Annotated in this window: 17 protein-coding genes; 1 reads left to right on the top strand and 16 read right to left on the bottom strand. The window is 49.9% G+C overall.

The annotated features are described in order from the left end of the window. Nucleotides 1-3: 3 nt before the first annotated feature. From MHB80_RS13090 to glp, 12 genes are all read right to left on the bottom strand, one after another. Complete coding sequence (locus tag MHB80_RS13090) at nucleotides 4-771, bottom strand: DUF3388 domain-containing protein (RefSeq protein ID WP_341282954.1); 768 nt, start codon at nucleotides 769-771, stop codon at nucleotides 4-6. Nucleotides 772-967: 196 nt separating this feature from the next. Then, on the bottom strand, nucleotides 968-1,219 hold the full coding sequence (locus tag MHB80_RS13085; RefSeq protein WP_341282532.1) for a DUF3243 domain-containing protein: 252 nt from the start codon (nucleotides 1,217-1,219) through the stop codon (nucleotides 968-970). A 106-nt stretch (nucleotides 1,220-1,325) separates the two neighbouring features. Then, entirely contained in the window at nucleotides 1,326-2,054 is a 729-nt protein-coding gene (locus tag MHB80_RS13080) for an SDR family oxidoreductase (protein WP_341282953.1), read from the bottom strand. Between the two features lie 14 nt (nucleotides 2,055-2,068). Then, nucleotides 2,069-3,355 carry a pitrilysin family protein gene (locus MHB80_RS13075; RefSeq protein ID WP_341282531.1) on the bottom strand — a complete coding sequence of 429 codons (1,287 nt, stop codon included), beginning with the start codon at nucleotides 3,353-3,355 and terminating at the stop codon, nucleotides 2,069-2,071. Nucleotides 3,356-3,360: 5 nt separating this feature from the next. Beyond that, complete coding sequence (locus tag MHB80_RS13070) at nucleotides 3,361-4,671, bottom strand: pitrilysin family protein (protein WP_341282530.1); 1,311 nt, start codon at nucleotides 4,669-4,671, stop codon at nucleotides 3,361-3,363. A gap of 133 nt (nucleotides 4,672-4,804) precedes the next feature. Beyond that, the gene (sleB, locus tag MHB80_RS13065; protein ID WP_341282529.1) at nucleotides 4,805-5,596 is read right to left on the bottom strand and encodes a spore cortex-lytic enzyme; all 792 of its coding nucleotides are present in this window, start codon (nucleotides 5,594-5,596) and stop codon (nucleotides 4,805-4,807) included. Nucleotides 5,597-5,705: 109 nt separating this feature from the next. After that, nucleotides 5,706-8,522 (bottom strand): DNA translocase FtsK 4TM domain-containing protein, encoded by a 2,817-nt coding sequence (locus tag MHB80_RS13060; RefSeq protein ID WP_341282528.1) that lies wholly within the window; start codon nucleotides 8,520-8,522, stop codon nucleotides 5,706-5,708. 87 nt (nucleotides 8,523-8,609) lie between these two features. Further along, complete coding sequence (locus tag MHB80_RS13055) at nucleotides 8,610-8,828, bottom strand: YlzJ-like family protein (protein ID WP_341282527.1); 219 nt, start codon at nucleotides 8,826-8,828, stop codon at nucleotides 8,610-8,612. Then, on the bottom strand, nucleotides 8,828-9,574 hold the full coding sequence (locus tag MHB80_RS13050; RefSeq protein WP_341282526.1) for a ClpP family protease: 747 nt from the start codon (nucleotides 9,572-9,574) through the stop codon (nucleotides 8,828-8,830). Before MHB80_RS13050 ends, MHB80_RS13055 begins: the two co-directional genes overlap by 1 nt. Before the next feature lie 83 nt (nucleotides 9,575-9,657). Continuing rightward, nucleotides 9,658-11,799 carry a nitrate reductase gene (locus MHB80_RS13045; protein WP_341282525.1) on the bottom strand — a complete coding sequence of 714 codons (2,142 nt, stop codon included), beginning with the start codon at nucleotides 11,797-11,799 and terminating at the stop codon, nucleotides 9,658-9,660. Between the two features lie 17 nt (nucleotides 11,800-11,816). Next, nucleotides 11,817-13,961, bottom strand: a complete 2,145-nt coding sequence (locus MHB80_RS13040) for an FAD-dependent oxidoreductase (protein ID WP_341282952.1) — start codon at nucleotides 13,959-13,961, stop codon at nucleotides 11,817-11,819. 52 nt (nucleotides 13,962-14,013) lie between these two features. Next, entirely contained in the window at nucleotides 14,014-15,324 is a 1,311-nt protein-coding gene (gene glp, locus MHB80_RS13035; RefSeq protein ID WP_341282524.1) for a gephyrin-like molybdotransferase Glp, read from the bottom strand. A 463-nt stretch (nucleotides 15,325-15,787) separates the two neighbouring features. On the opposite strand from glp, the gene MHB80_RS13030 reads away from it, so the two are divergent. Next, nucleotides 15,788-17,023 (top strand): nitrate/nitrite transporter, encoded by a 1,236-nt coding sequence (locus tag MHB80_RS13030; protein WP_341282523.1) that lies wholly within the window; start codon nucleotides 15,788-15,790, stop codon nucleotides 17,021-17,023. A gap of 79 nt (nucleotides 17,024-17,102) precedes the next feature. On the opposite strand, the gene MHB80_RS13025 is transcribed toward MHB80_RS13030, so the two are convergent. The 4 genes from MHB80_RS13025 to MHB80_RS13010 all read right to left on the bottom strand — a co-directional run bounded on the left by MHB80_RS13025 (nucleotide 17,103) and on the right by MHB80_RS13010 (nucleotide 22,785). Further along, a complete protein-coding gene (locus MHB80_RS13025; RefSeq protein ID WP_341282522.1) occupies nucleotides 17,103-18,782 on the bottom strand; it encodes a ribonuclease J in 1,680 nt (559 codons plus the stop codon). Between the two features lie 614 nt (nucleotides 18,783-19,396). After that, complete coding sequence (dapA, locus tag MHB80_RS13020; protein WP_341282521.1) at nucleotides 19,397-20,287, bottom strand: 4-hydroxy-tetrahydrodipicolinate synthase; 891 nt, start codon at nucleotides 20,285-20,287, stop codon at nucleotides 19,397-19,399. Nucleotides 20,288-20,470: 183 nt separating this feature from the next. Continuing rightward, the gene (gene dapG / locus MHB80_RS13015; protein WP_341282520.1) at nucleotides 20,471-21,682 is read right to left on the bottom strand and encodes an aspartate kinase; all 1,212 of its coding nucleotides are present in this window, start codon (nucleotides 21,680-21,682) and stop codon (nucleotides 20,471-20,473) included. Nucleotides 21,683-21,750: 68 nt separating this feature from the next. Beyond that, a complete protein-coding gene (locus MHB80_RS13010; protein ID WP_341282519.1) occupies nucleotides 21,751-22,785 on the bottom strand; it encodes an aspartate-semialdehyde dehydrogenase in 1,035 nt (344 codons plus the stop codon). Nucleotides 22,786-22,815: the final 30 nt, after the last annotated feature.

Below are 22,815 nucleotides of genomic sequence, written 5' to 3'. Positions count from 1 at the left end.
AGCTTAAAAATCATCCGAGTAATTTGCTGTGAACGATTCGTACGATATTTCCTCATCCGGCGTATTGCGCAGCTCTATTATAATATCAAAATGGCTGTGATCGTATTGGGATTCTTTAATAAAAATATCGGGATGCTCAATGACCTTCGTCGAAGGCATAGCCATAATTTCCTGCAGCAAGGCATGATGGCGCTCATTGGAACGAATCGTGCTCACAATGCCGTCGATGATGAAAATATTATTTTCGTTCATTTCTTCTTCCGACAGCTGGCTTCTTACCGTTTGGCGGAGAAGCGTAGAAGAAACAAACGCCCACCGTTTATTAGAGCATACGCTGCCAGCGATGATGGATTCCGTTTTTCCTACACGCGGCATGCCACGTAAACCTATAACCTGATTGCCTTCACGTTTAAACACTTCGCCAAGAAAATCAACGAGAATACCAAGCTCATCCCGTGTGAAACGGAATGTTTTGCGATCGTCAGAATCACGTTCGATATATCTTCCATGGCGCACAGCCAAAATGTCTACGATGGTTGGCGTACGCAGCTTGTTCACTGTAATGTTATCAACCTTTTTCAGCATTTTGCCTAGCAGCACGATTTTTTCTTCATCATCGGTTTGCAGCAGCATGCCGCGCGTCCGGTCTTCCACACCGTTAATCGTCATTATATTTACTTCCAGCATACCAAGCAAAGAAGCTATATCACCGAGCAAGCCTGGCCTATTCTTATGTATCTTATATTCCATATACCATTGTTTTGATTCCAGCCTAATCACCATCCCAGCACATTGTTGACCATACATATCCAGTTGTCCGTCAAAATCTTATTCTACAATTTTCGCCACAATCCTGCAACCTCACATCAAAACTATTGAAAAGGTTGTGGCCATTGCAGCATTTATTATTCATATTCGCAGAAAAGCCTCCGTGCGGGAGGCTTTTCTGCGAATAACATGTAGCGAATTACGCCTTTTGTACCAGCTTGAACATGAGACGGGCTAGAACTTTGCGCTCGGAATCGTCGCCTGCATCCCACAGCTCCTTTAATACGCGCTGCTCCTCATTTTTCGGATCGACCTTTTCATCGAGAAAAGAACCGATTTCGAAGGCCAGTTTCGCTATAGACTCGTCGTCCATACCGATTTGCTTCGCATGCTGGACCTTGTCAGCCAAAAACTGCTTCCACGTATCGAAGTTTGTAAGAACGGTTGACATTTTCCTTCGCCTCCTTGTGTTGTGAAGAATCATCAACAGTCATTATTCTGCTTCGATAAGAGGCAGATTATGCGGAGGTTGCGACATCAAAAAACAGCATTTCGCCTTACGTATGCCAGCCGCCATTAGGGCTGATGACTTGGCCAGTAATGTAGGAGGATTCCGGCAGGGAAAGAAAATAAACGAGCGAAGCGACTTCATCCGGCTGGCCAAGACGGCCCAGCGGAATTTCCTGCTCCAGCGCTGTTTTCTCATCCTCATTAAACCCATCCATCATCTCCGTGTTGACCGCACCTGGGGCAACCGCGTTGACCGTAACGCCCGACGGAGCCAATTCCTTAGCCAAAGCTTTCGTAAAAGCGTTCATTCCTCCCTTGGAGGTGGAATACAGCACTTCACAGGAGGCGCCCGATATCCCCCAAACGGAAGATACATTAATGATTCGGCCAAAACGATTTTCGATCATGCGCGGCATAAAAATTTGGCTGCACAAAAACATTCCCTTGAGATTGACGGCCATCAGGTCGTCCCATACTTCCTCCGTTACGTCCATCAGCATGCCGTAATGCGCAATACCGCCATTATTGACGAGTATATCAGGCATTCGGTTATGCGCCTCAAGCTTGTCTCGCATGCGCAGCAGCTGCTCCTTGGAGCGCAAATCAGCGGTAATGGTCATCGCATCTCCGCCAAGCTGCAAGCATTCCCTCGCAGTTTCATTTGCCGCCTCATGGGCATTCAAATAATGGATGACGACATTCATGCCTTCTGCCGCGAAGCGCCGCGCAATTGCGGCGCCGATGCCACGGCTTCCCCCTGTAATAAGCACTGTCATCTCCCCAAGCGTCTTCACGCCTCAGGCTTCTCCACTACCGATACCGCCAGCTGATTAAAATCAAAATGCTCACGCAGACGCTCATTCGCCTGCTCAAGCGTACAGCTTTCATACAATGGCAGCACATCAAACATGTCACTATCCCGGAAGCGGTAGCGCGTAAATTCGCCAGCGATGGATTCAGGGGAGTTCAGCATCCGCAAATAACCGCCGATTTTTTTCCTTTTAGAGCGTTCAAAGGCGATTTCATCCAGTCCGTTTTCTAACGCCTGCTCAATAGCAGCCTTAACACGAGCAAGTAGCTGCTCTGGATCTGGCGTATCTCCGCCAAGTACCGAGAACGCATAGCCTGGATTTGCATTATATTCGGTTCCAAAGGAATCGGATATGAGCTGACTTTCATAGAGCTCTTCATACAAAGCTGAGCTCGGTCCGAACAAAACATCGAGCATCAGCTTGGAAGTAACTTCCTGACGCAGCAGTTGCTCATTGGATAACCCCGTATTTTTCTCCTTAAAGCCAAACATGCATTTCGGCAGCGATACCGGAAGCTTCGTTACTTTATGCGGTGTTTTGACCGAAGTCGGCTCTTCCTCAAACAAGCGGCGAATTACGCCTTGCTGCTTGAAGTTTTTGGCTGCCTGATTGTTCCTTACAAGATCAAATACTTCCTTCGCATCTACGCCGCCAACGACGAACAGCAGCATATTGGATGGGTGATAAAAGGTTTCATAGCATTGGTACAGCGTTTCCTTGTCAATTTGATAAATCGACTCCACAGTGCCGGCAATATCAATATGAACCGGATGGGAATGGTACAGCGCATCAATGAGCCCAAAATAAACGCGCCAGTCGGCATTATCCTTGTACATATTGATTTCCTGCTCAATAATGCCTTTTTCCTTGTCCACATTCGTATCGGTGAAATAAGGATTTTGCACAAAATTAATGAGCGTCTCCAGGTTGGCAGGAATTTGCTCCGTCGCCGAAAACAAATATACCGTGCGGTCGAAGCTTGTGAAAGCATTAGCAGAAGCGCCTTGGGACGCAAACGTAGCAAAAATATCGCCCGTCGGCTCCTCGAACATTTTATGCTCCAAAAAGTGAGCAATTCCGTCCGGCACTTTGACCGCTTCCCCTTCGCCGACTGCGAACCAATTATCTACTGAGCCGTATTTCGTGGAAAATGTAGCGTATGTTTTATGAAAGCCCTCTTTAGGCAGCACTATGACTTCAAGTCCATTATCCAGCACTTCACGATAAAGCGTCTCCTGCACGCCCTTATATTCCAATGGTTGCACGGTGGTTACGCCTCCTTCCGATCACGCAAATAATAAATCGTATCGAGCTGCACATTTTGTGCGACTCTGACAATATCAGCAGCGGTAACAGCCTGCACCTGCTCAAGCAGCTTCTCGGCGCTTCTTTCCTTGCCGGACAGCACCGCATTAAAATCGTAAGCGATCATTTCATAAGCAGAATCCTGAAGCTCGCGCAGATGGTTCGCTATCATTGCTTTCGTCTGGCTCATTTCAAGCTCGGACAGCACGCCTTGACGCATGCTCTCAAGCTGCTCGCGAATAATTTTGACCGCTTTCTCATAGTTCTCGATTTCGATGCCTGACTGCACCGTGCATATGCCTTTATGTCCATCCAGACGGGAAGCGGCATAATAAGCCAGGCTTTCCTTCTCGCGCACATTCAAAAACAGCTTGGAGTGCGGGTATCCGCCGAGCACACCATTATACATAAGAGCTGCCGCATAATCATCATCCCCATAAGCGACACCTGTACGCAGACCCAAATTCAGCTTCCCTTGAGTCACATCCATTCGCTCTACAACCGTATGAACCTCGCGCACCTGATGAGTAACGTCTGCCGCTGGATAGCTCGCCGCTGCTCCGTCAGCCAGCTTAAACGCATCACGTACGTAAGCTGTCACTTCCTCAAGCGTAGTATCGCCAACTACGTACAAATCGAGCGCCGCTTCCCCAAGCCATGTCTTGTATTGCTTATGGAGTGATTCAGGGGTTATCCCTTCAATCGCAGCAAGCTTGCCAAGCGGATGCAGCCGATAAGGCTCATTCGCGCACATTTCTTCAACGCATCGCTCAGCAGCATAGCGGATTTTATCATTGACGATTGACTCCAGCCGTTTCGTGAGCGTCACTTTTTCCGCATCGACATATTTACGGCTGAATGCGCCATTTTCGAGCAAAGGCTCGGTCAGCACCTCGCCAAGCAGTCCCAATGACGCAGCAAGCAGCGGCGTGTCCGCGGCTACGAATTGATCGTTAATGACATCCATGCGGAATTGGACGATTTGAGAATCTCCACGCTTATATACATCAAAGCCGAAGCCGGCACCGTACAAATCATCGAGTCGCTCGCGAAATGCTTTCGTCTCAGGCGTCGCCGCCGTCCCTCTGCGCAGCACAAAAGGAATAAGAGCTGTCTCTGTAACCGTATCTTCTGCAAGCACACGCCCGGCAAACAAGGAAATCGCGAACGTCTTGAAACGCTTAGTAGGCAGCACATGCAGCCGTATTCGACCAAATTGTCCTCTTTCGAAAAGTGTCACCTTCGCTAGCTCCTTCCAAACTAAATTTTTATGCATACGAAAAGCATAACGTACTATGCTTCAAGTAAATGTATTCCAATTTCAAGTATCCTATACCATTCTAACCGATGCGAAAAGGAAGAAGCAACCAGAGCTGCGTTAAGGCAGAACGGTTGCTTCTGTACAGGCGCTACATGCAAAAAATGTGCTTGCCTATCGTTTTCACTTGAGGCCTAGTCCATATCCACTTCGAGGTTGCCGTTTCTGGATTAAAATAATACAAACAGCCATTTGAAGGGTCCTGGCCGTTTATCGCATCCATAACCGCACGGCTAGCTGTTTCATTTGGCGTCAGCCAAATTTGGCCATCCGCTACCGCGGTAAAGGCACCCGGCTGAAAAATAACGCCCGAAATCGAATTCGGAAAGCTAGTTGATTGCAGTCGATTTAGAATGACCGCTGCAACGGCTATTTGCCCTACATAGGGTTCGCCTCTAGATTCCCCGTATACGGCGTTCGCCATCAGCTTCAAATCATTGGCGCTGAGACCCAGCTTGTTGGACTTGGAAAGCGAGCTTCCACCTCCGCCGCCATTGCTAGGAGCAGCTGTATTCCCCGAACCAGCTTGTGTGGACGACGAATCTGCTGCTGCTGTCGGCTTCCAAGCTTTGGTCGCTTCCCAAAGCTTCAGCTTTGTCGAAGCCCCGACCACCCCATCCGCCTTCATTCCGAATTTCCATTGGAACCAGGTAACGGCATTTTTCGTGCTTGCTCCAAACTGCCCATCTACTTTCCCGCTGAAATATCCCAGATATTTCAGCCTGCCTTGCAGCTCGTACACATCCTTGCCCGAGGAACCAACCTTGAGCGTTGCACTGCTGAATGTCTCCGATGTCTTAGCTTGATTCATATGCCGGAGTGAATAGGAGCCGAACAAGGCGATAACGAGCACTGCGGTTATGACCATTAGTCTTTTTTTCATAGAAGGATCTGCCTTTCTCTTACAAGATAGTACGCTAATTAGCAGCGTTGCCTAAGTCTAGTATGAGAAATCAGTCCAGCTTCTATGCAAAATTTTTCGCTGGTGGCATTTAAGAGCTAATTCGTCCCGCTTCGAGCTGATCTATTGTAAGCAGCACCTCACGCGGCTTGCTGCCTTCGTATGGACCCACAATATGGCGGGCTTCCATCTCGTCAATGAGCCTTGCAGCCCTAGTGTAGCCAATTCGCATACGGCGTTGCAGCAGGGAGACCGACGCTTGCTTTGCTTCGACGACGATTTGAACGGCCTGATCATACAGCTCGTCCATGACCTCTTCAGAGCTAGCCGTCTCCTCGTCAATTTCCGGTACAAGATCTTCCTTATATTCCGCTTCTGCCTGCCCTCTGGCGTAACCAACGAGCGCCTCGACCTCCTGATCCGAAAGGAATGCTCCCTGTACCCGCGTTGGCTTGGAAGTACCCATTGGCAAGTAAAGCATGTCGCCGCGGCCAAGCAGCTTTTCCGCTCCGACCATGTCGAGTATCGTTCGTGAATCGACCTGAGAAGACACACCAAAAGCAATTCGCGATGGAATATTCGCTTTAATGACACCGGTAATGACGTCAACAGACGGACGCTGAGTCGCAATAATAAGGTGAATGCCTGCCGCGCGAGCCATTTGCGCAAGTCTGGCAATGGCGTCCTCGACATCGTTAGCCGCTACAATCATTAAATCGGCAAGCTCATCGACAATGACGACAATGTAAGGCAGAACCGCTTTCGGATTATCTGCCATTAAAGTGTTGTAGCCCTCAATATTACGAGTTCCCGATTTTGAAAACAGCTCATAGCGTTTTTCCATCTCGACAACGATTTTCTTAAGCGCAAGCGATGCACGACGCGGATCTGTTACAACAGGAGCCAGCAAATGCGGTATACCGTTATATACGTTTAGCTCCACCATTTTCGGGTCAACCATGAGAAACTTAACTTCATCTGGCGTTGCTTTGTACAAAATACTAGTAATAATACCGTTTATACAAACTGATTTACCGGAACCTGTCGCTCCCGCTACAAGCAAATGGGGCATTTTCGCCAAATTGCCCACGATTGGCTTGCCCGCAATATCACGGCCAAAGGCAATCGACAGCTTGGAAGGCGATTCATAAAATTCTTTTGTTTCCATTACTTCTCGCATCGTAACGATGGAGATTTCCATATTCGGCACTTCTATCCCGATAGCCGACCTTCCTGGAATAGGCGCTTCCATTCGAATATCCTTGGCTGCAAGCGCAAGTGCGATATCATCGGTCAAGCTGACAATTTTACTCACCTTGACGCCCGATGCCGGTTCAACCTCAAAACGGGTAACGGCTGGGCCGATAACGGGATCAAGCACCTTCGCCTTCACGCCAAAGCTTTCGAGCGTCCGCTCCAGCTTAAGCTTCGCCTCCATGGAACTTGAGCCAATGCCGCCTCTAACCATATGGCTAGGCTTGGACAGCAAAGTAAACGGCGGTAAAACGTACGGCTTGACCACTGGCACGCTTAATGGTGCTAGCGCGGGCTTGCTTTCCGCTGCTTGATGATTCGCTTCATTATTGCCAGCATTAGAGCCAGATACAGCAGCAATCTGTTGGCTCTCTGCCGCTCTCACGCCATCCAATAGAGGTTCTTCATACTTTTCGCTATCCTGTTGAACAGCCTGCTCAAATTCCTCATTCATCTGCTCAACTGCATGATTTCCCGCTTCCTCTGCTTCGTTTCCTTCTATATGTACCAGCTCTTGCTGTTCCTGCGTTTCTTGCGGTCTCCATGGCTCTGACCATTCCTGCTCATCAGTTATGTCGGTATGAGCGTATGGCTGAGCAGCTTTGGCAGCCAAATCCTCCTGCTCGCTAGGCCATAAGCTAGCGCTTGTCTCCGGCATCGGAGCTGCGGTTGATGAAGCAATAGTACCGGTCGATGTTTGGGCAACAGATCCGTTCTGCTTATTGTCCCAGTCTTGATCCTGATCCCAATCTTCCGCCCAATGCGGTACTGCTGCGCCCTCTTCGCCACGACCAGCCTCACCATGAAGCGGCTCATCCTCCAGTTCCCATTCGTCATGGCTGGCGGCAGCTTTCGTCTTATCGGATTGCCGCCAGGAGAAAAACAGCGACTTTTTATTTTTGGCAAGGCGAGGTACAAAATCCTCATCATCATCAATCGTATTGTCCGAAGTGAGCACGGTGCTTGCTCCCGATACTACGCTTGCATTTCTAGATGATTGCGCCGCAGCCCGCTCGGCGGAATAATCCGACCATTTTGCTGCGAGCAGCTTGAGCATACGAACAAAGCGGGTACGCAGCGTCTTGAACAGCTCCACATAGGACTTCCCTGTAATGAGCATAATGGAAATTGCAATCATGACGAGCATTAGCAGCTGGGCGCCAATTTTCCCAAATAAGGTGAAAAGCACGGAATATTGCAGCGCTCCAACGTAACCTCCGCTAATTGCCTTATCCTTAAGCGGGCGTAAATCCTGCGGATTGGAAGCAAGCAGCTCGCCCCTTAAGTCGCTGTCCAGCTGATTCAAAATCACCTTGCCAGACAACAGCGTCGTATCCCCCAGCTTGCGGTCAATTTCGGCAATGGAGCTCCATAGCGTAAAGGCTAACACGAGCACAAGCATGCCTGTTTTCCGGTTCGACCAACCTTTCGGCCACATTCGTTTGACCATCACGACCAGCCCCACATATATGCCAATCAGTGCAATCACAAAGTAAAATTTACCCAGAAAGAGGCCGAACAGTTTGGACAATGAACGTCCAACCGTCGCCTCTCCCGATAAAGCAATAATCGATACCGTAATGAGTAAAATACCGTAAACCTCATATTTCAAATTTGCTGCGAGCGATTTCTTGCCCCTTCTCTTCTTAGCCAACGTTCGTCACCCCCGGTAAAACATTATACCATAGGTGGACAAATGTTCCTATTCGTTCGATAGTCCCTTAAACCGGAAAATCCATTTTCAATATTTGACAACAGCTCCTGGCGAAAGCTGCGGATTTAAGTAATCATCCAGTCCGCAATGAATGAGCCGAATGACTTTGCCCATCCCTGGCGCAATAGGCTCTACCTGCATATAAACGCCCTCCACCCAAACTTCGCGGCCCTGATTGATTTTCTCCTCCGCCTGCCAGCCTGCAAGCACTTCTTCCAGCGGAACAATCGTATACAGAACAGACATTAGTTAAACACCCCCGGCATACCGTCCACCCTGCGCTGCTCTACCAGCCGCCTAAGCTCCCGAAGCGCGTCGCCAAGACCTCCTACCGCATCAATCAAGCCATGGCTCACCGCGTCTCCGCCGACGACTGTTGTCCCGATATCGCGCGTCAGCTCGCCTGTTTTAAACATCAACTCCTTGAAGGTCGCTTCCGGAATCTTGGAATGCATCGTAACGAAGCGAACGACGCGCTCCTGCATTTTATCCAAATATTCGAATGTTTGGGGAACACCGATCACGGTGCCATTCAAGCGAATGGGATGAATCGTCATCGTTGCTGTCGCAGCAATGAACGACATGTCGCCCGCAACTGCTATTGGAACACCGATCGAATGCCCGCCGCCAAGTACAAGCGTAACGGCCGGCTTTGACAAGGAAGAAATCATTTCAGCAATAGCGAGCCCCGCTTCCACATCACCGCCAACTGTATTGAGAACGATCAGCACACCTTCGATCTTCTGGTTTTGCTCGGCTGCGACCAGTTGCGGAATCAAATGCTCGTATTTTGTCGTTTTGTTTTGCGGCGGCAGTACCATATGCCCTTCAATCTGTCCAATAATCGTCATGCAAAAAATATTGGACTCGGCCTGCGGAATGCTCACCTGGCCCAGCTGCTGCAAAGCGTCAAGCGCCCCAGCCGCCTTTTTCTTCTCTTCATCATAAGGCTCAGGCTGCTCTCCTGTTAAACTCATTGAATACGGCCACATCGGCGAATTCCCCCTCTTGAACAAGGCTAATACCGTTTTGGCAGAACCTACGGCTCGTCATAGTATGGGAATGTCGCATTTATTTATGCTTGATGCTCCTGTAAATATTCAATGTATGGCCGGATGCTTACCGCGCTTGTCTTAAAGTCCGGCATTTTGCAAAAAGGGTCCAGCTGTGGACTGGTCGCCCGGTTTACATTTTGCACACCGCCCCAGTGCATGGGAATGAATACGGTGTCTTCACGAATGCTTTCCGCCACCTTGCAGCGTAATATGACCACTCCCCGCTTCGATTGCACAGCTACCAGCGAGGCATCCTCAATGCGGTATCTCTTTGCAGTATTAGGATGAATCTCCAAATGATTTTCCACATTTCTCGCTTCCAGCGCAGGGCTGCGGTGCGTCTGCACGCCCGTCAAGTAATGGGACAGCTGCCGTCCATTGGTCATAAGCAGCGGAAACTCACGGTTTGTTTTTTCAGCCGGAGAATCACTCGTAACCGTTTGGAAGGCGGCTAGCCCATCCTCATGGGCAAATGACTTCTCGAACAGCCGTTTCGTGCCCGGATGATCAAGCGATGGACAAGGCCAATAGATGCCCTCCTCCTTGCGCAGCCGGTCATACGTAATGCCATAATAATCGGCAAGCCCGCCCTTGCTTGCCAAACGCAGCTCATTAAAGATTTGCTCCGAATTTTCAAAGGCAAAATACTCGCCGCGGCCAAGCCTCTTGGCCAGATCGCATAGTACTTCCCAGTCATGACGGGCTTCTCCAGGCGCAAGGCGACCCGCTTCTCTAAGCAAAACGCGACCTTCCAAATTGGTCATCGTTCCGGTATTTTCCAAATAAGCGGATATTGGCAGCACAACATCAGCAAGCAGCGCCGTTTCGGACAGAAACATATCTGCTACGACGGTAAAATCAAGCTTGGCGATTCCTTCCTCCACGAGCGTTGCATTCGGATTCGAGACGATAGGATTCGAACCCATGACAAGTAAAGCTTTAATCTCCTCACGGTGCACCATTTCCATCATTTCATAAGCGGACACCCCTTTGCCGGGGAGCTCCTCCGGGCGAATGCCCCAGACGCTTGCCACATAAGCGCGATCGCGCTCATTTTCGATCAGTCGATAGCCAGGAAGCTGATCAGCCTTTTGACCATGCTCTCGTCCACCCTGTCCATTGGCTTGCCCAGTGACCGCCCCGTAACCGCAGCCCTCACGGCCGATTTTCCCCGTTGCCAGCACCATATTGAGAAAATTCCGCACCGCCAAATGACCATCGGCATGCTGCTCAACCCCACGTGCAGTAAAAACCATCCCCGTCTTCGCCTCACCAAATGCGAGCGCAGCGAGGCGTATGAGCGACTCGGTAACACCAGTGCTTTCTGCAATATCAGCCAAATTCAGCGCCTTTACATGCTGCTCCAGCTCTGCGAAGCCCTTCGTACGGCTGCGAATAAACCCTCGATCAATGAGTCCCTCATCAAAAATAACTTTTAGCATGCCATTCACAAGCGCAGCATCCATGCCTGGCTTCACCTGCAAATGAATGTCCGCAAGCTCGGCCGTTCCCGTCATTCTTGGGTCAATGACAATGATGGTCGCCCCGTTTTCCTTTGCCTTTGTAAAATAAGGCATTAGCGTCGGCTGGCATTCCGCTATATTCGTTCCGGCAAGAATCAGGCATTCCGACCGTTCAATTTCCTTCAACTGATTCGTTAATCCGCGATCAATACCAAACGTCTTGCTTCCTGCGGAAGCGGCCGCCGACATACAGAAGCGTCCATTATAATCAATATAGCGAGTACGCAAACCAACACGAGCGAATTTGCCAAGTAAATAAGACGTTTCATTCGTCAACGAGCCGCCGCCATATAAAGCGACGGAATCCATACCATGCTCGGCCTGCAAAGCTTGGAAACGGCTGGAAACCAGCTCGAGCGCCTCTTCCCATGTCGCCTGCACAAGTTTTCCTTCCCGTCTAATAAGTGGATGAACAAGGCGCTCGCGATGCAACGCATGCTGATGCGCATTCATCCCTTTCACACATAGCCTTCCTTCCGATGCGGCATTCGGGATCGCTGTCACCTTATAAGCAAAACGTCCAGCCGCCGAGCGCTCCTCTTCAACGCGCATTTTGCATTGCACGCTGCAAAAAGGGCACTGTGTATCCATGACTGCCGTTATTTGGGCTTTCGGCTCAACTACTTTTAGCTCTATCATTATTTTTTCCTCCCTACTCAAACGGTGCATGTCTCTCGGTTACGTTCCAGCTGCCAGCTGCCGAGCAGCTCCTCGCGAAAATCAGGGTCAAGCAGCTTCTCTCTTACCGCGATAAGCCCTACTCGCTCCAGCCATTTCCATACGGCTTCCCCATAATAGGCGGTTTGACGGTACCACTGCATGCAGGCTATCGCCGTTTCTGCCGCTCGCTGCTCCGTTGCCTCTATCATAAGCAGTTGAGCTTGCTTGACCGGGCTTTCCATATGTCCGCCAATATAAAGCTCCCACCCTGCTGGCGATGCTGCAATCCCGACATCATGAACCAGCACACCGGCAGGGTATAAGGCACCCGCAGATACAGAAGCTTTGAGCATGGTCGGCGATGCCAGACTTCCCAGCGCCTTCTCCAGCTCTGCAGCAATATAACCCGGCCCACCAACTTCGAGACGGTCGGCATGCGAAATCGGGCAGTTGGAGGACCCTTCCCCTTGCGTAGAAGCAGATAGGAGCACGGACTGCAGCGTCGGGTAATGAAGCTTCGCCTGACCTGGAACATCGCCTGCGACACTTGTTGCAGCCAGCCGCAAATAGTAGCCCATCGCTGTCTGGCAAATGAAGCAGCCTTCGGACTTGTTCCATTTGAGAGCCATTCTTGCTGAAGCAGCATCGCTGAATGTATCCCCGAGCATTGCTTCTTTAAGCCCTGCCGGGTCAAGCTCCGTACAGCCGCAAATTGGCGCCGCTTTAACTGCTCCCCCAACTCCTGATAAAGCATATGCTACGAGCGCCTCCACCATTGGACGGCATCCGCCGCAGGAGCCGGAAGCTTTCGTCTTGTCGCGCACTTGATCAGCCGATTCAAGTCCCTCAGCATGTATCGCCGCTACAATAGCCGCTTTGCTTACCCCATTACAAGCACAGACCGTTTCACCGTCCGGCATGGCAGCTGCAACAGCGTCAGCTCCGCCTGTTTTGGAGCCTGAATCGCTTTCCTTGAGCACGCCTATTCCAGCGCGGCGTTTCAAATACCCTAGCAGCTTGCTGCCTTCGGAGCTGTCTCCGAATAATACAGCTCCAGCTACAATACCGCCTTGCATCGTTACTTTTTTATAAGTGCCTTTCATCGCATCATAATGCTGCAGCGCGGTTTCGGCTTCTTCATCGCGGATAACACCAGCGGAAAACACCTCCACGCCTGAAACCTTTAATTGTGCATACGGTATGGAGCCGTGATAGCCTTCCGTTTCTACCTCGCACAGATGACGAGCGAGCACCTTAGCCTGTTCATAAAGCGGAGCAACTAGTCCATATACGGTTTCTTGATGCTCAGCGCACTCCCCTACTGCGTATATGCCTGCTATATTCGTTTCCATATAATCGTTAACGATGATTGCACGATTCGTCCGAATGCCGCTATCCGCTGTAACCGCTAAATTCGGGCTAATCCCGATCGCTACGACGATGAGATCCGCAGCAAGCGTCGTTCCATCCGAGAACAGCAGGCCACTTGCCCTGCGGACACCTGTTATTTTTTCCGTCCGCTTGTTCAGCCAAAAACGCATTCCCTGCTTCATCAGCTCATCCTTAAGCAGGTTTGCTGACATCCGGTCAAGCTGGCGGTTCATTAAATAGCCGGCGTTGTGAACGACATCTACCTCCATCCCGAGATTAAGCAGCCCTCTCGCCGCCTCAAGCCCGAGCAGCCCGCCACCAATAACGGCAGCACGCTTAAAGCGCTGGGAAGCCTCCATCATCGCCTGGCAGTCCTCCATATTGCGGAACGTCGTTACGCCGGGCTTTTGAATGCCTGGCAGCACGGGCATGAATGCCGATGAGCCGGTTGCAATAATCAGGCGGTCGTAGGCTATCTTTTTCCCTGATGCTGTCAGCACCCATTTCTCCTCCGCATTTATTCGCTCAACCCTCTCGCCAGTTAACAGATTAATGCCCCGCTCACTGTACCAATTCCAATCGTTCAACGTAATATCAGCTAGCGCTGTGTTCCCTTGCAGCACTTTGGATAGAAGAACACGATTATAATTGGGATGCGGCTCTGCCCCTATAATGGTAATGTCATACGCTTCAGGAGCCAGCTCATATATTTCCTCTACGCATTTAACGCCAGCCATCCCGTTGCCGATAACGACAAGTTTTTGCTTCATCAAAGCCGTTACCTCCGTTCTATAGTAAAATAGCCAAAATGGTGTTCACTCGTTAAGTCAAACTAAGAAACGCGGCATGCCTTCCTGCCTGAAGACCTTCAACCGGAATTGCCGCGAGTGCATTCGCCCCCGCAAAAGCAGCAATATTGCCCGATTTATCGTTCAGCAGCGGCTTAACCCGCCATTCCCCCGCCTCCATCCATACAAAAGCACGGATATAACGGGGATAAGGCGAAGGCTTATCCACATCGTCCATTAGTACAGCTTGCTTCCACTCCGCCTTGCTTCCATTGAGACCTATCCAATGCTGTATGATTGGCTTCCCCAACAGTACAAGCCCTGTGTAGCACGCAGCAGGATTGCCAGACAAGCTAATCAACAGCTTTCCTTGATGTATGAATGCCGACGAATGCGGCCCAGGGCGCATCATCACTTTAGTGAACAATGGCTCAAAACCGAGGCGATCCGCCGCGCGGGCCACACAATCATAATCGCCTACCGATATGCCTCCCGTTGTAATAACCAAATCCGCATGCTCCGCAGCTTGTTTAATCGCCGAAGCAATCACATCCTCATCATCCTTTATTGGCAAGGAACGAACCACCGAGGCACCCAGCTCTTGCAAAAATGCTTCCACAGCGAAGCCATTGGCATCGTAGATCCGATTCGGCTGCAAGGGCTGGCCCGGAAGCAGCAGCTCATCTCCGACAGGAATGATGGTGACCTTGGGTCTTGCGACTACAGTAGCCCGTTCCTGCCCATAAGAGGCAAGAATGGCAATTTCCTTCGAACCAAGTCTGGTGCCTTTTTTAATGACGAGGCTGTTTTCAGCAATATCTTCGCCTGCCTCGGCAATATTTTTTCCCGGCTGTACGGGCTGATTGATTTGAATTTGCGGCATTCCCCATACCACTGCGTCCGTTTGCTGTCCTTGCAAGCTCGGGAGCTGAATCTCCTCCTGCCTAATGACTGCATCAAAACATTCAGGCACAGGAGCTCCTGTAAAAATACGCACGGCCGTCAGCTGTTCATTAATGAGGGGACGACTGCCCGAGCCTGCAAACCAAGCTATTTCTCCCGCCCCCGCTTGCACCTCGCCAGTTACGATAAGGCGAATCGGATTAGCGGGTGAAGCTGTCTGGGTAAAAGCTGAATGTAGCGCATAACCATCCATTGCTGCCCGGCGAAAAGGAGGCATAGGAAATGGGGAGTAAAAATCCTCGGCAAGCACTCGCTGAGCGGCTTTCTGTAGAAGCACATGCTCTACCTTGCCCGGCAGCGTACGTTCGATTAGACTATGAACCGCTTCGTCAACGCTTAAACCTTTTTTTATATCAACACGATCTTCACGGGCAACCGCCATGGGGGGCTCCTCCTTCATTTAGCTGAAAATAAGCATAAAAGCCCGTTCCCTGTCAGCAGGGAGCGGGCTTCATTGCCGGTGGGCGGCGGCACACCATTGTGCGGCCTTTATATGGATTATTATGAGCATAAAAGAATTCGACACATGTGTCAATATACATGACGTGATTTAGGCATTTAAATCACACAATTGTTTTATGTAATATTTATTGACATGTAGTGGAGGTTATTCTATAATTCAGCTTGAGTTCACAATGAGGTGAGCAACTATCGTCCGCACAGAGTCGTGCTGGCGTTCGGCAATGAGGCCGCAATCCGTCCGAGCTTTAGCTTGGGGCAGACTGCGGCCTTTTCTTCATAGGTACAGCTGGAATTGCGGTGCGCCATGCACCCCGGGAATGCGAAAACCGCCATCACCCACGCTGACTGAGCACGAGAAAACCAATCATAGAGGAGATAGAGACATGGTAGATAAAAAAGCGTTTTGGAAAAGTGGACATAAACCATCCTTGTTCAGTTCTTTCTTGTATTTCGATATCAGCTTTATGATTTGGATTTTGATGGGACCGCTCATTGTTGTTATTGCCAGCGATTTCCCGATGGATGCCGCTCAGAAGGCTAAGCTCGTCGCTTTACCTATTTTGGGAGGCTCGATATTGCGGCTTGTGCTAGGTTTTATGACAGACCATATTGGACCTAAGAAAACCGGCCAAATCGGCATGCTCGTTACAATGATTCCGCTCATTTGGGGCTGGAAATTTGTTGATTCCTTAACAGAGCTGCATTTCGTCGCTCTATTGCTCGGCGTGGCTGGAGCTTCCTTCGCAGCAGCACTGCCGCTTGCAAGCAGATGGTATCCGCCGCAATATCAAGGGCTTGCCATGGGGATCGCTGGAGCAGGAAACAGCGGTACCGTACTGACGACGCTTTTTGCTAATCGGCTGGCACAGCATTTTGGTGGCTGGGAAGCGGTTTTCGGACTTGCGCTTATTCCCATTGCAATTGTATTTGTCATCTTTACGATCTTTGCCAAGGAAAGCCCCAATCAGCCCGCTCCGAAAAAGCTGTCCGAATACGGACAAGTGCTGAAGCAAAAGGATGCATGGCTGTTCTGTCTTTTATACGGTGTTACATTCGGCGGCTTCGTCGGCATGTCCAACTATTTGACAATTTTCTTCAACACGCAATATGGACTTTCCGCGATTCAGGCGGCAGATTTTACGACCATTTGCGTGATCGCCGGAAGCTTTTTCCGTCCTGTAGGCGGCTGGCTCTCCGATAAGCTTGGGGGTATTCGCGTCCTGATGACGTTGTATGTCGGAGCTGGTGTTATGTTAGCTTCCGTCTCCCTGCTGCCTTCACTCTACGTGGTCTGCACCTTGCTGTTCCTTGGCATGATGTGTCTCGGCGCGGGCAATGGCGCTGTATTCCAGCTAGTGCCACAGCGTTTCGGCAAGGAGATCGGCATTATGACCGGGATTGTCGGCGCAGCGGGCGGTGTTGGCGGATACTTCCTGCCGCTTATTCTCGGCAGCCTTTATCAATCGACTGGCTCCTATACACCGGGCTTCCTCATTCTAAGCAGCATTGCCCTGCTCAGCATGCTCATGCTGGCGTTCATTCAAAGAGAATGGAAGCGCACTTGGATTGGCAGCGGCGGCAAAGCCAAAATAGAAGGCGGCCAGGCAGTCGGCAGCTAATGGAAAAACTGCACGAAAAAAAGAGTGACGAACGGTCCGGTTATCCGGGCGTTCATCACTCTTTTTTATTTTTGTTCAACTATACTTCCATAATGATTGGCAAAATCATCGGCCGGCGGCGCGTCTTCTCATAGAGGAAACGACCGAGCGCATCCTTCACATTGGTCTTCAGCGAAGCCCACTCGTTCACTTTATCGTTCATCAGCTTCAACAGCGTCGCCGATACAATTTTGTTCGCCTCGTCGAGCAAACCTTCCGATTCACGTACATAAACGAAGCCGCGCGAAATAATATCAGGTCCAGACACAATCGTGCCCTCCTGCTTCCGCAGCGTCACCACGACGACGAGAATGCCGTCCTGCGACAGCAGCTTGCGATCTCTAAGCACAATATTGCCGACGTCGCCAACGCCAAGACCATCAATCAGCACATTGCCTGCCGGAACCTTCGAGCCTCTGCGTGCCTTGCCGCCCTGCACCTCTACCGTATCGCCATTTTCCATAACGAAAATATTCGATTTCTCAATGCCAACTGCCTCGGCCAGCAAGGCATGCTGCCGCAGCATCCGGAATTCACCATGTATGGGGATAAAATATTTGGGCTTAATCAGATTAAGCATCAGCTTCAGCTCTTCCTGGCTGCCGTGACCAGAAACGTGGACACCGGATACCGAGCCCGGTCCATAAATGACGTTCGCTCCAAGACGGAACAACTCGTCCACTGTCCGCCCTACATACCGCTCGTTGCCCGGAATTGGCGTCGCTGCAATAATGACCGTATCCCCCGGCAAAATATCGACTTTACGATGAGTCGAACGCGCCATGCGTGTCAAAGCTGACATGGGCTCGCCTTGGCTGCCCGTACATAAAATAACGACGCGATCAGCGGCCAGCTTATTCACAGCTTCCGGTTCTACAATCATGCCGTCTGGAATGTTCAAATAGCCTAAATCTCCAGCGATGCCCACCACATTGACCATACTGCGTCCAACGACAGCAATATAGCGATCCGTAGCGATAGCGGCGTTTATCACCTGCTGAATGCGGTGAACGTTGGAGGCAAACGTTGCAACTACGACCCGCTGCGGCGATTTGCGGAATATATCTTTGAGCTCTTCTCCTACATTTTTCTCCGAAGGCGTATAGCCTGGACGTTCCGCGTTGGTACTGTCGGACAGCAGCGCAAGCACGCCCTTCTGCCCAATTTCCGCCATGCGCTTAATGTCAGCATATTGCCCATTGACTGGCGTATGGTCAAATTTGAAGTCACCCGTGTGTACGACAACACCCTCAGGCGTCTCCAAGCATACGCCTACGGAATCAGGAATGCTGTGGTTCGTCTTGAAAAAAGACACATTGATGCTGCCCAGCTCTATCTCCGATTCCGCATTAATGAGTATTCGCTTGGTTTCGCCCAGTAGTCCTGCTTCCTTCAGCTTGCCTTCAATGAGTCCCAGCGTCAGCTTCGTGGCATATACCGGAACGTTAAGACTGCGCAGCATGTAGGAAAGCCCGCCGATATGATCCTCATGTCCATGCGTAATGACAATGCCGCGTACCTTCTCGCGATTTTCCTTCAAATACGAAATGTCCGGAATAACAATATCTATACCGAGCATATCCTCCTCCGGAAATTTAAGCCCCGCATCTACAATCACAATATCATTGTCATATTGAATGACATACATATTTTTTCCAATTTCTCCAATTCCGCCTAATGCAAAAATCAACAGTTTATCCTGCACATTTTTTTTGGACAATGATTATCCCTCCTTTTTCCAACCTGATGAGGTCATGTTTTTTTCCTGTTAAACAAGAAGGCAACTGCTCCATTCTTCGCTTAATTTGCAAATCATTTCCGCACCCGATCACTTGAACTCATTATACATGATGAAAAAGATCGAATACAAGGCTGAGGGACCGGGTGAGTGGAAAAGAATGGGATGAGGTTGGAGCGCTGCGTGAAAGGTTTGGGGGTCGATCGCCATTCCCCTGTGATTTCTCCGAACTGTAAAAGCTTTAGCGGTAGAAAACACAAGGCAAAAGCGAACGCTTGCGCTTCTCACTCCCATACCTTTCACTCCGCTTGTTTCCTCTTCACCCATTGTTTTTAAAACCGCAGACTGCCCATGCAGCTGTGATGGCATGAAAAAGCGGAATTGCGCCTTCACCATGGTCGAATTTGTTAGAGATTATAACTACAACTGCAATAACGATATATAATATTGCACGGTCAGCCACCAGCCGCATCCGTAAAATTGGAAGTGCAAATGAATGGAACATAACATGAATGTGCATGTCGGAAAATAAATGGGGTGAATATAAAAAAAGCTGTTGCCAAGGCAACAGCTTCATGATTTATTAAGAGGTTGAATTAAAATGCGGTCGAGGAATCAACCAAGTTTTGCAAAAATGCAGCTTCCGATTCGCTAACGCCTACCAAAGGAAGTCTAACTCCGCCAACCGGGACACCGCGCAGTCCCAGTACATGCTTCAGAGCAACAGGGTTAGGTACCGGATTCGGACAATCGAACAAGCCTTTAAATACCGGGAAGCATTCGGCGTTTAGCTTCGCCGCCAAAGCAACATCTCCACTCACATAAGCTTCGATAAGCTGCTTCATTTTTTTGCCGATAACATGGCTAGCTACACTAATAATGCCATAGCCGCCTACAGCTAAAGTCGGAAGTGTCGCCGCATCGTCGCCGCTATATACTTTAAAGCCCTCTGGAGCGCCTGCTACAAGCTGAATGATCTGCTCGGATGATGCACAATCTTTTGTAGCTACGATGTTGCTAATTGCCGCTAGACGCAGCGTCGTTTCAACCGAAATATTCACGACTGTACGGCCCGGAACATTGTACAAAACAACCGGAAGCTTCGTCGACTCTGCAATCGCTTTAAAATGCTGATAAAGGCCTTCTTGGCTCGGCTTGTTGTAATAAGGCGCTACTAGCAGCACACCGTCAACTCCACTTGCCTCAGCTACCTTCGTCAAATGGATAGAATGCGCCGTATTATTGCTTCCTGTGCCTGCAATAATTTTAGCCCGTCCAGCAGCACGCTCTACGGAAAAACGAAATAGTGCTTCTTTTTCTTCATCCGTAAGTGTAGGAGACTCGCCCGTTGTTCCAGATACAACAAGACTATCGCTAAGCTGTTCTTCAATTAAGTAATCGATTAATAGTCCAGTCGCATCCCAATCAATTTCGCCAGCAGCATCGAATGGGGTGACCATCGCTGTAATTAACCTTCCATATTCCATTCTGACTCCTCCTAAAAGTTTTGCGAAGCAAAACTCACATCGTAAGCATCTACTTTAAAGTTTTGCGAAGCAAAACTCACTTCGTAAGCATCTAAATCTAAGTTTTGCGAAGCAAAAGCTTCTTCGCAAGCCCGGGCCCAAAGCGTTGCTTCGCAAAAACGGGTCTATTGCGGTTGTTTCCTGCTACAAATGAAGCTCGAACTTGGAATGAAGTGCGCGCAGCGCAGATGCCATGTCCACATCCTTGACCAATACCCAAATGGTCGTATTGGAGTCCGCGGCTTGCATAATGGAAATTCCTTGCAGCGTAAGCGCCTCTACAATACGTGCCATAATTCCCGGAACACCGTTCATGCCGCCACCAATGACTGACACCTTTGCACAACCGCTAATCGCTGTCGGCGCATAGCCACAGTCCGCCAGCACGGCTACAGCCTTCGCTGCATCGTAGTCAAATACCGTGTAAACGACTCCGCTCGGCGTTACATTTATAAAATCTACGCTAATGTGATGACGGGCCATCGTTTGAAAAACTTGCAACTGGACATCCGCCTTGCCTTCCACCGTCTGCACCGAAATTTGAGTAATGCCCGCTACATGCGCAATGCCTGTCACATGACGGTCACTTACCATTCCGGTAGCATGGAGCGGACTGTCCGTTACTAACGTTCCTTCATCGAGCGAAAAAGTTGAGCGTACACGAATCGGTATTCTCGCTTGCTGGGCAATTTCAACAGCACGGGGGTGAATGACCTTAGCCCCTTGACGAGCCATATTGCAAATTTCTGCATAGCTGACGACAAGAAGCGGTTTTGCATCATTCACAATTCGCGGATCAGCTGTCAGAATACCATTGACATCGGTATAAATATCTACCCGCTCTGCACGCAGCGAAGCGCCAAGTGCAGTCGCCGACGTATCGCTCCCGCCGCGGCCGAGCGTAGTCAGCTCTCCACCTTCGGTGCCGCCTTGAAAACCGGTAACAATAACGACCTTATTTTCACCAAGATTCTTTAGAAGCTGCTCCGGACGCAAATCGTTAATTCTCGCTTGACCGAAATGCCCGTCCGTTATAATGCCTGCCTGATAGCCGCTTAAAATGGTAGCCGGAATCCCCTTGGAACAAAGCAAGCTGCATAAGACCGCGGCAGAAATCATCTCACCACAGCCCAGCAGCATATCCCGCTCACGCAGCGGAAGCGAATCTCCATTGCTTCGTACTAAATCAAGTAGCGTATCCGTAGCATATGGGTCGCCTAAGCGACCCATAGCCGAAACGACAACGACGAGCCCAAAACCATTTTCGCGTTCACGCTTAATATGCTCCAAACAATGATTTCTGGCAAAATCGGATGATACTGAGGTTCCTCCAAATTTCTGAACGAGAGTGCGCATAAGCCTCTTCCCCCATCACGAAAAAGGCAAGATGCCGCCAGCTATCATGTCCTTGCACCGTTTATTCGTTAAGCCTGTGCGATGTGTTCGGCGATTTGAACCGCATTCCATGCGGCCCCTTTAAGCAGGTTATCCGATACGATCCATAGGTTAAGCCCATTTTCATGACCAAGATCGCGTCTCAAACGTCCGACAAATACTTCCGGCTTGCCGGCTGCTTCCGTTGCAAGCGGGTAAAGCTGATTCGCCGGATCATCAACCAGCACAACACCCGGGGCGTCAGACAACAGCTGCTTGACATCTTCCAGATCGTAGTTATTTTTCAGCTCAACAAAAACCGATTCCGAATGCCCGTAAACGACTGGAATACGTACGCAGGTAGCAGTAACCTCAATCGATTGGTCATCCAAAATTTTCTTCGTTTCATTGACCATCTTCATCTCTTCAAGCGTATAGCCATTTTCTTGAAACTTGTCGATTTGCGGAATCGCATTAAAAGCGATTTGATGCTTCACAGGCAGCGAGCCTACCGGCAAAATAGCCGGGTTAACCGCTTCGCCGTCAAGGGATGCGCGCGTCTGGCGCAGCATTTCCTCAATCGCCTTTGCACCCGCTCCAGATACCGCCTGATAAGTCGATACGATAATACGGTTAATGCCATATTTATCTTGAAGAGGCTTAAGTGCAGCTACCATCTGAATCGTCGAGCAGTTCGGATTGGCAATAATACCTTTATGCTCGCTTACCTTGTCAATATTCACTTCTGGCACAACAAGCGGCGTATTGGGATCCATACGGTACGCATTCGTATTGTCAATACATACCGTTCCATATTCAACAGCATGCGGCGCGAGCGCCTTCGTAACGTCTCCACCAGCGCTGAATAATGCTATATCAATGCCCTTAAAGCTCTCCGGCTTCGCTTCCTCCACCGTCACTTCCTGGCCTTTGAATGTGATTTTCGTACCAGCAGACCTCGCTGAAGACAGAAGCTTCAGTTCCTTAATAGGGAAGTTTCTCTTATCGAGCAAGTTTAGTATTTGTTCCCCTACTGCGCCTGTTGCGCCAACTACTGCAACGTTAAACAATTTTTGATTTGACATTTGCCGTAATGCTCCCCTCGGTCTTATAAA

It is taken from the genome of Paenibacillus sp. FSL H8-0537 (genome assembly GCF_038051995.1).
In the GTDB taxonomy this organism is placed as follows: Bacteria; Bacillota; Bacilli; order Paenibacillales; family Paenibacillaceae; genus Pristimantibacillus.
This window is presented reverse-complemented; position numbering and strand designations above follow the sequence as displayed.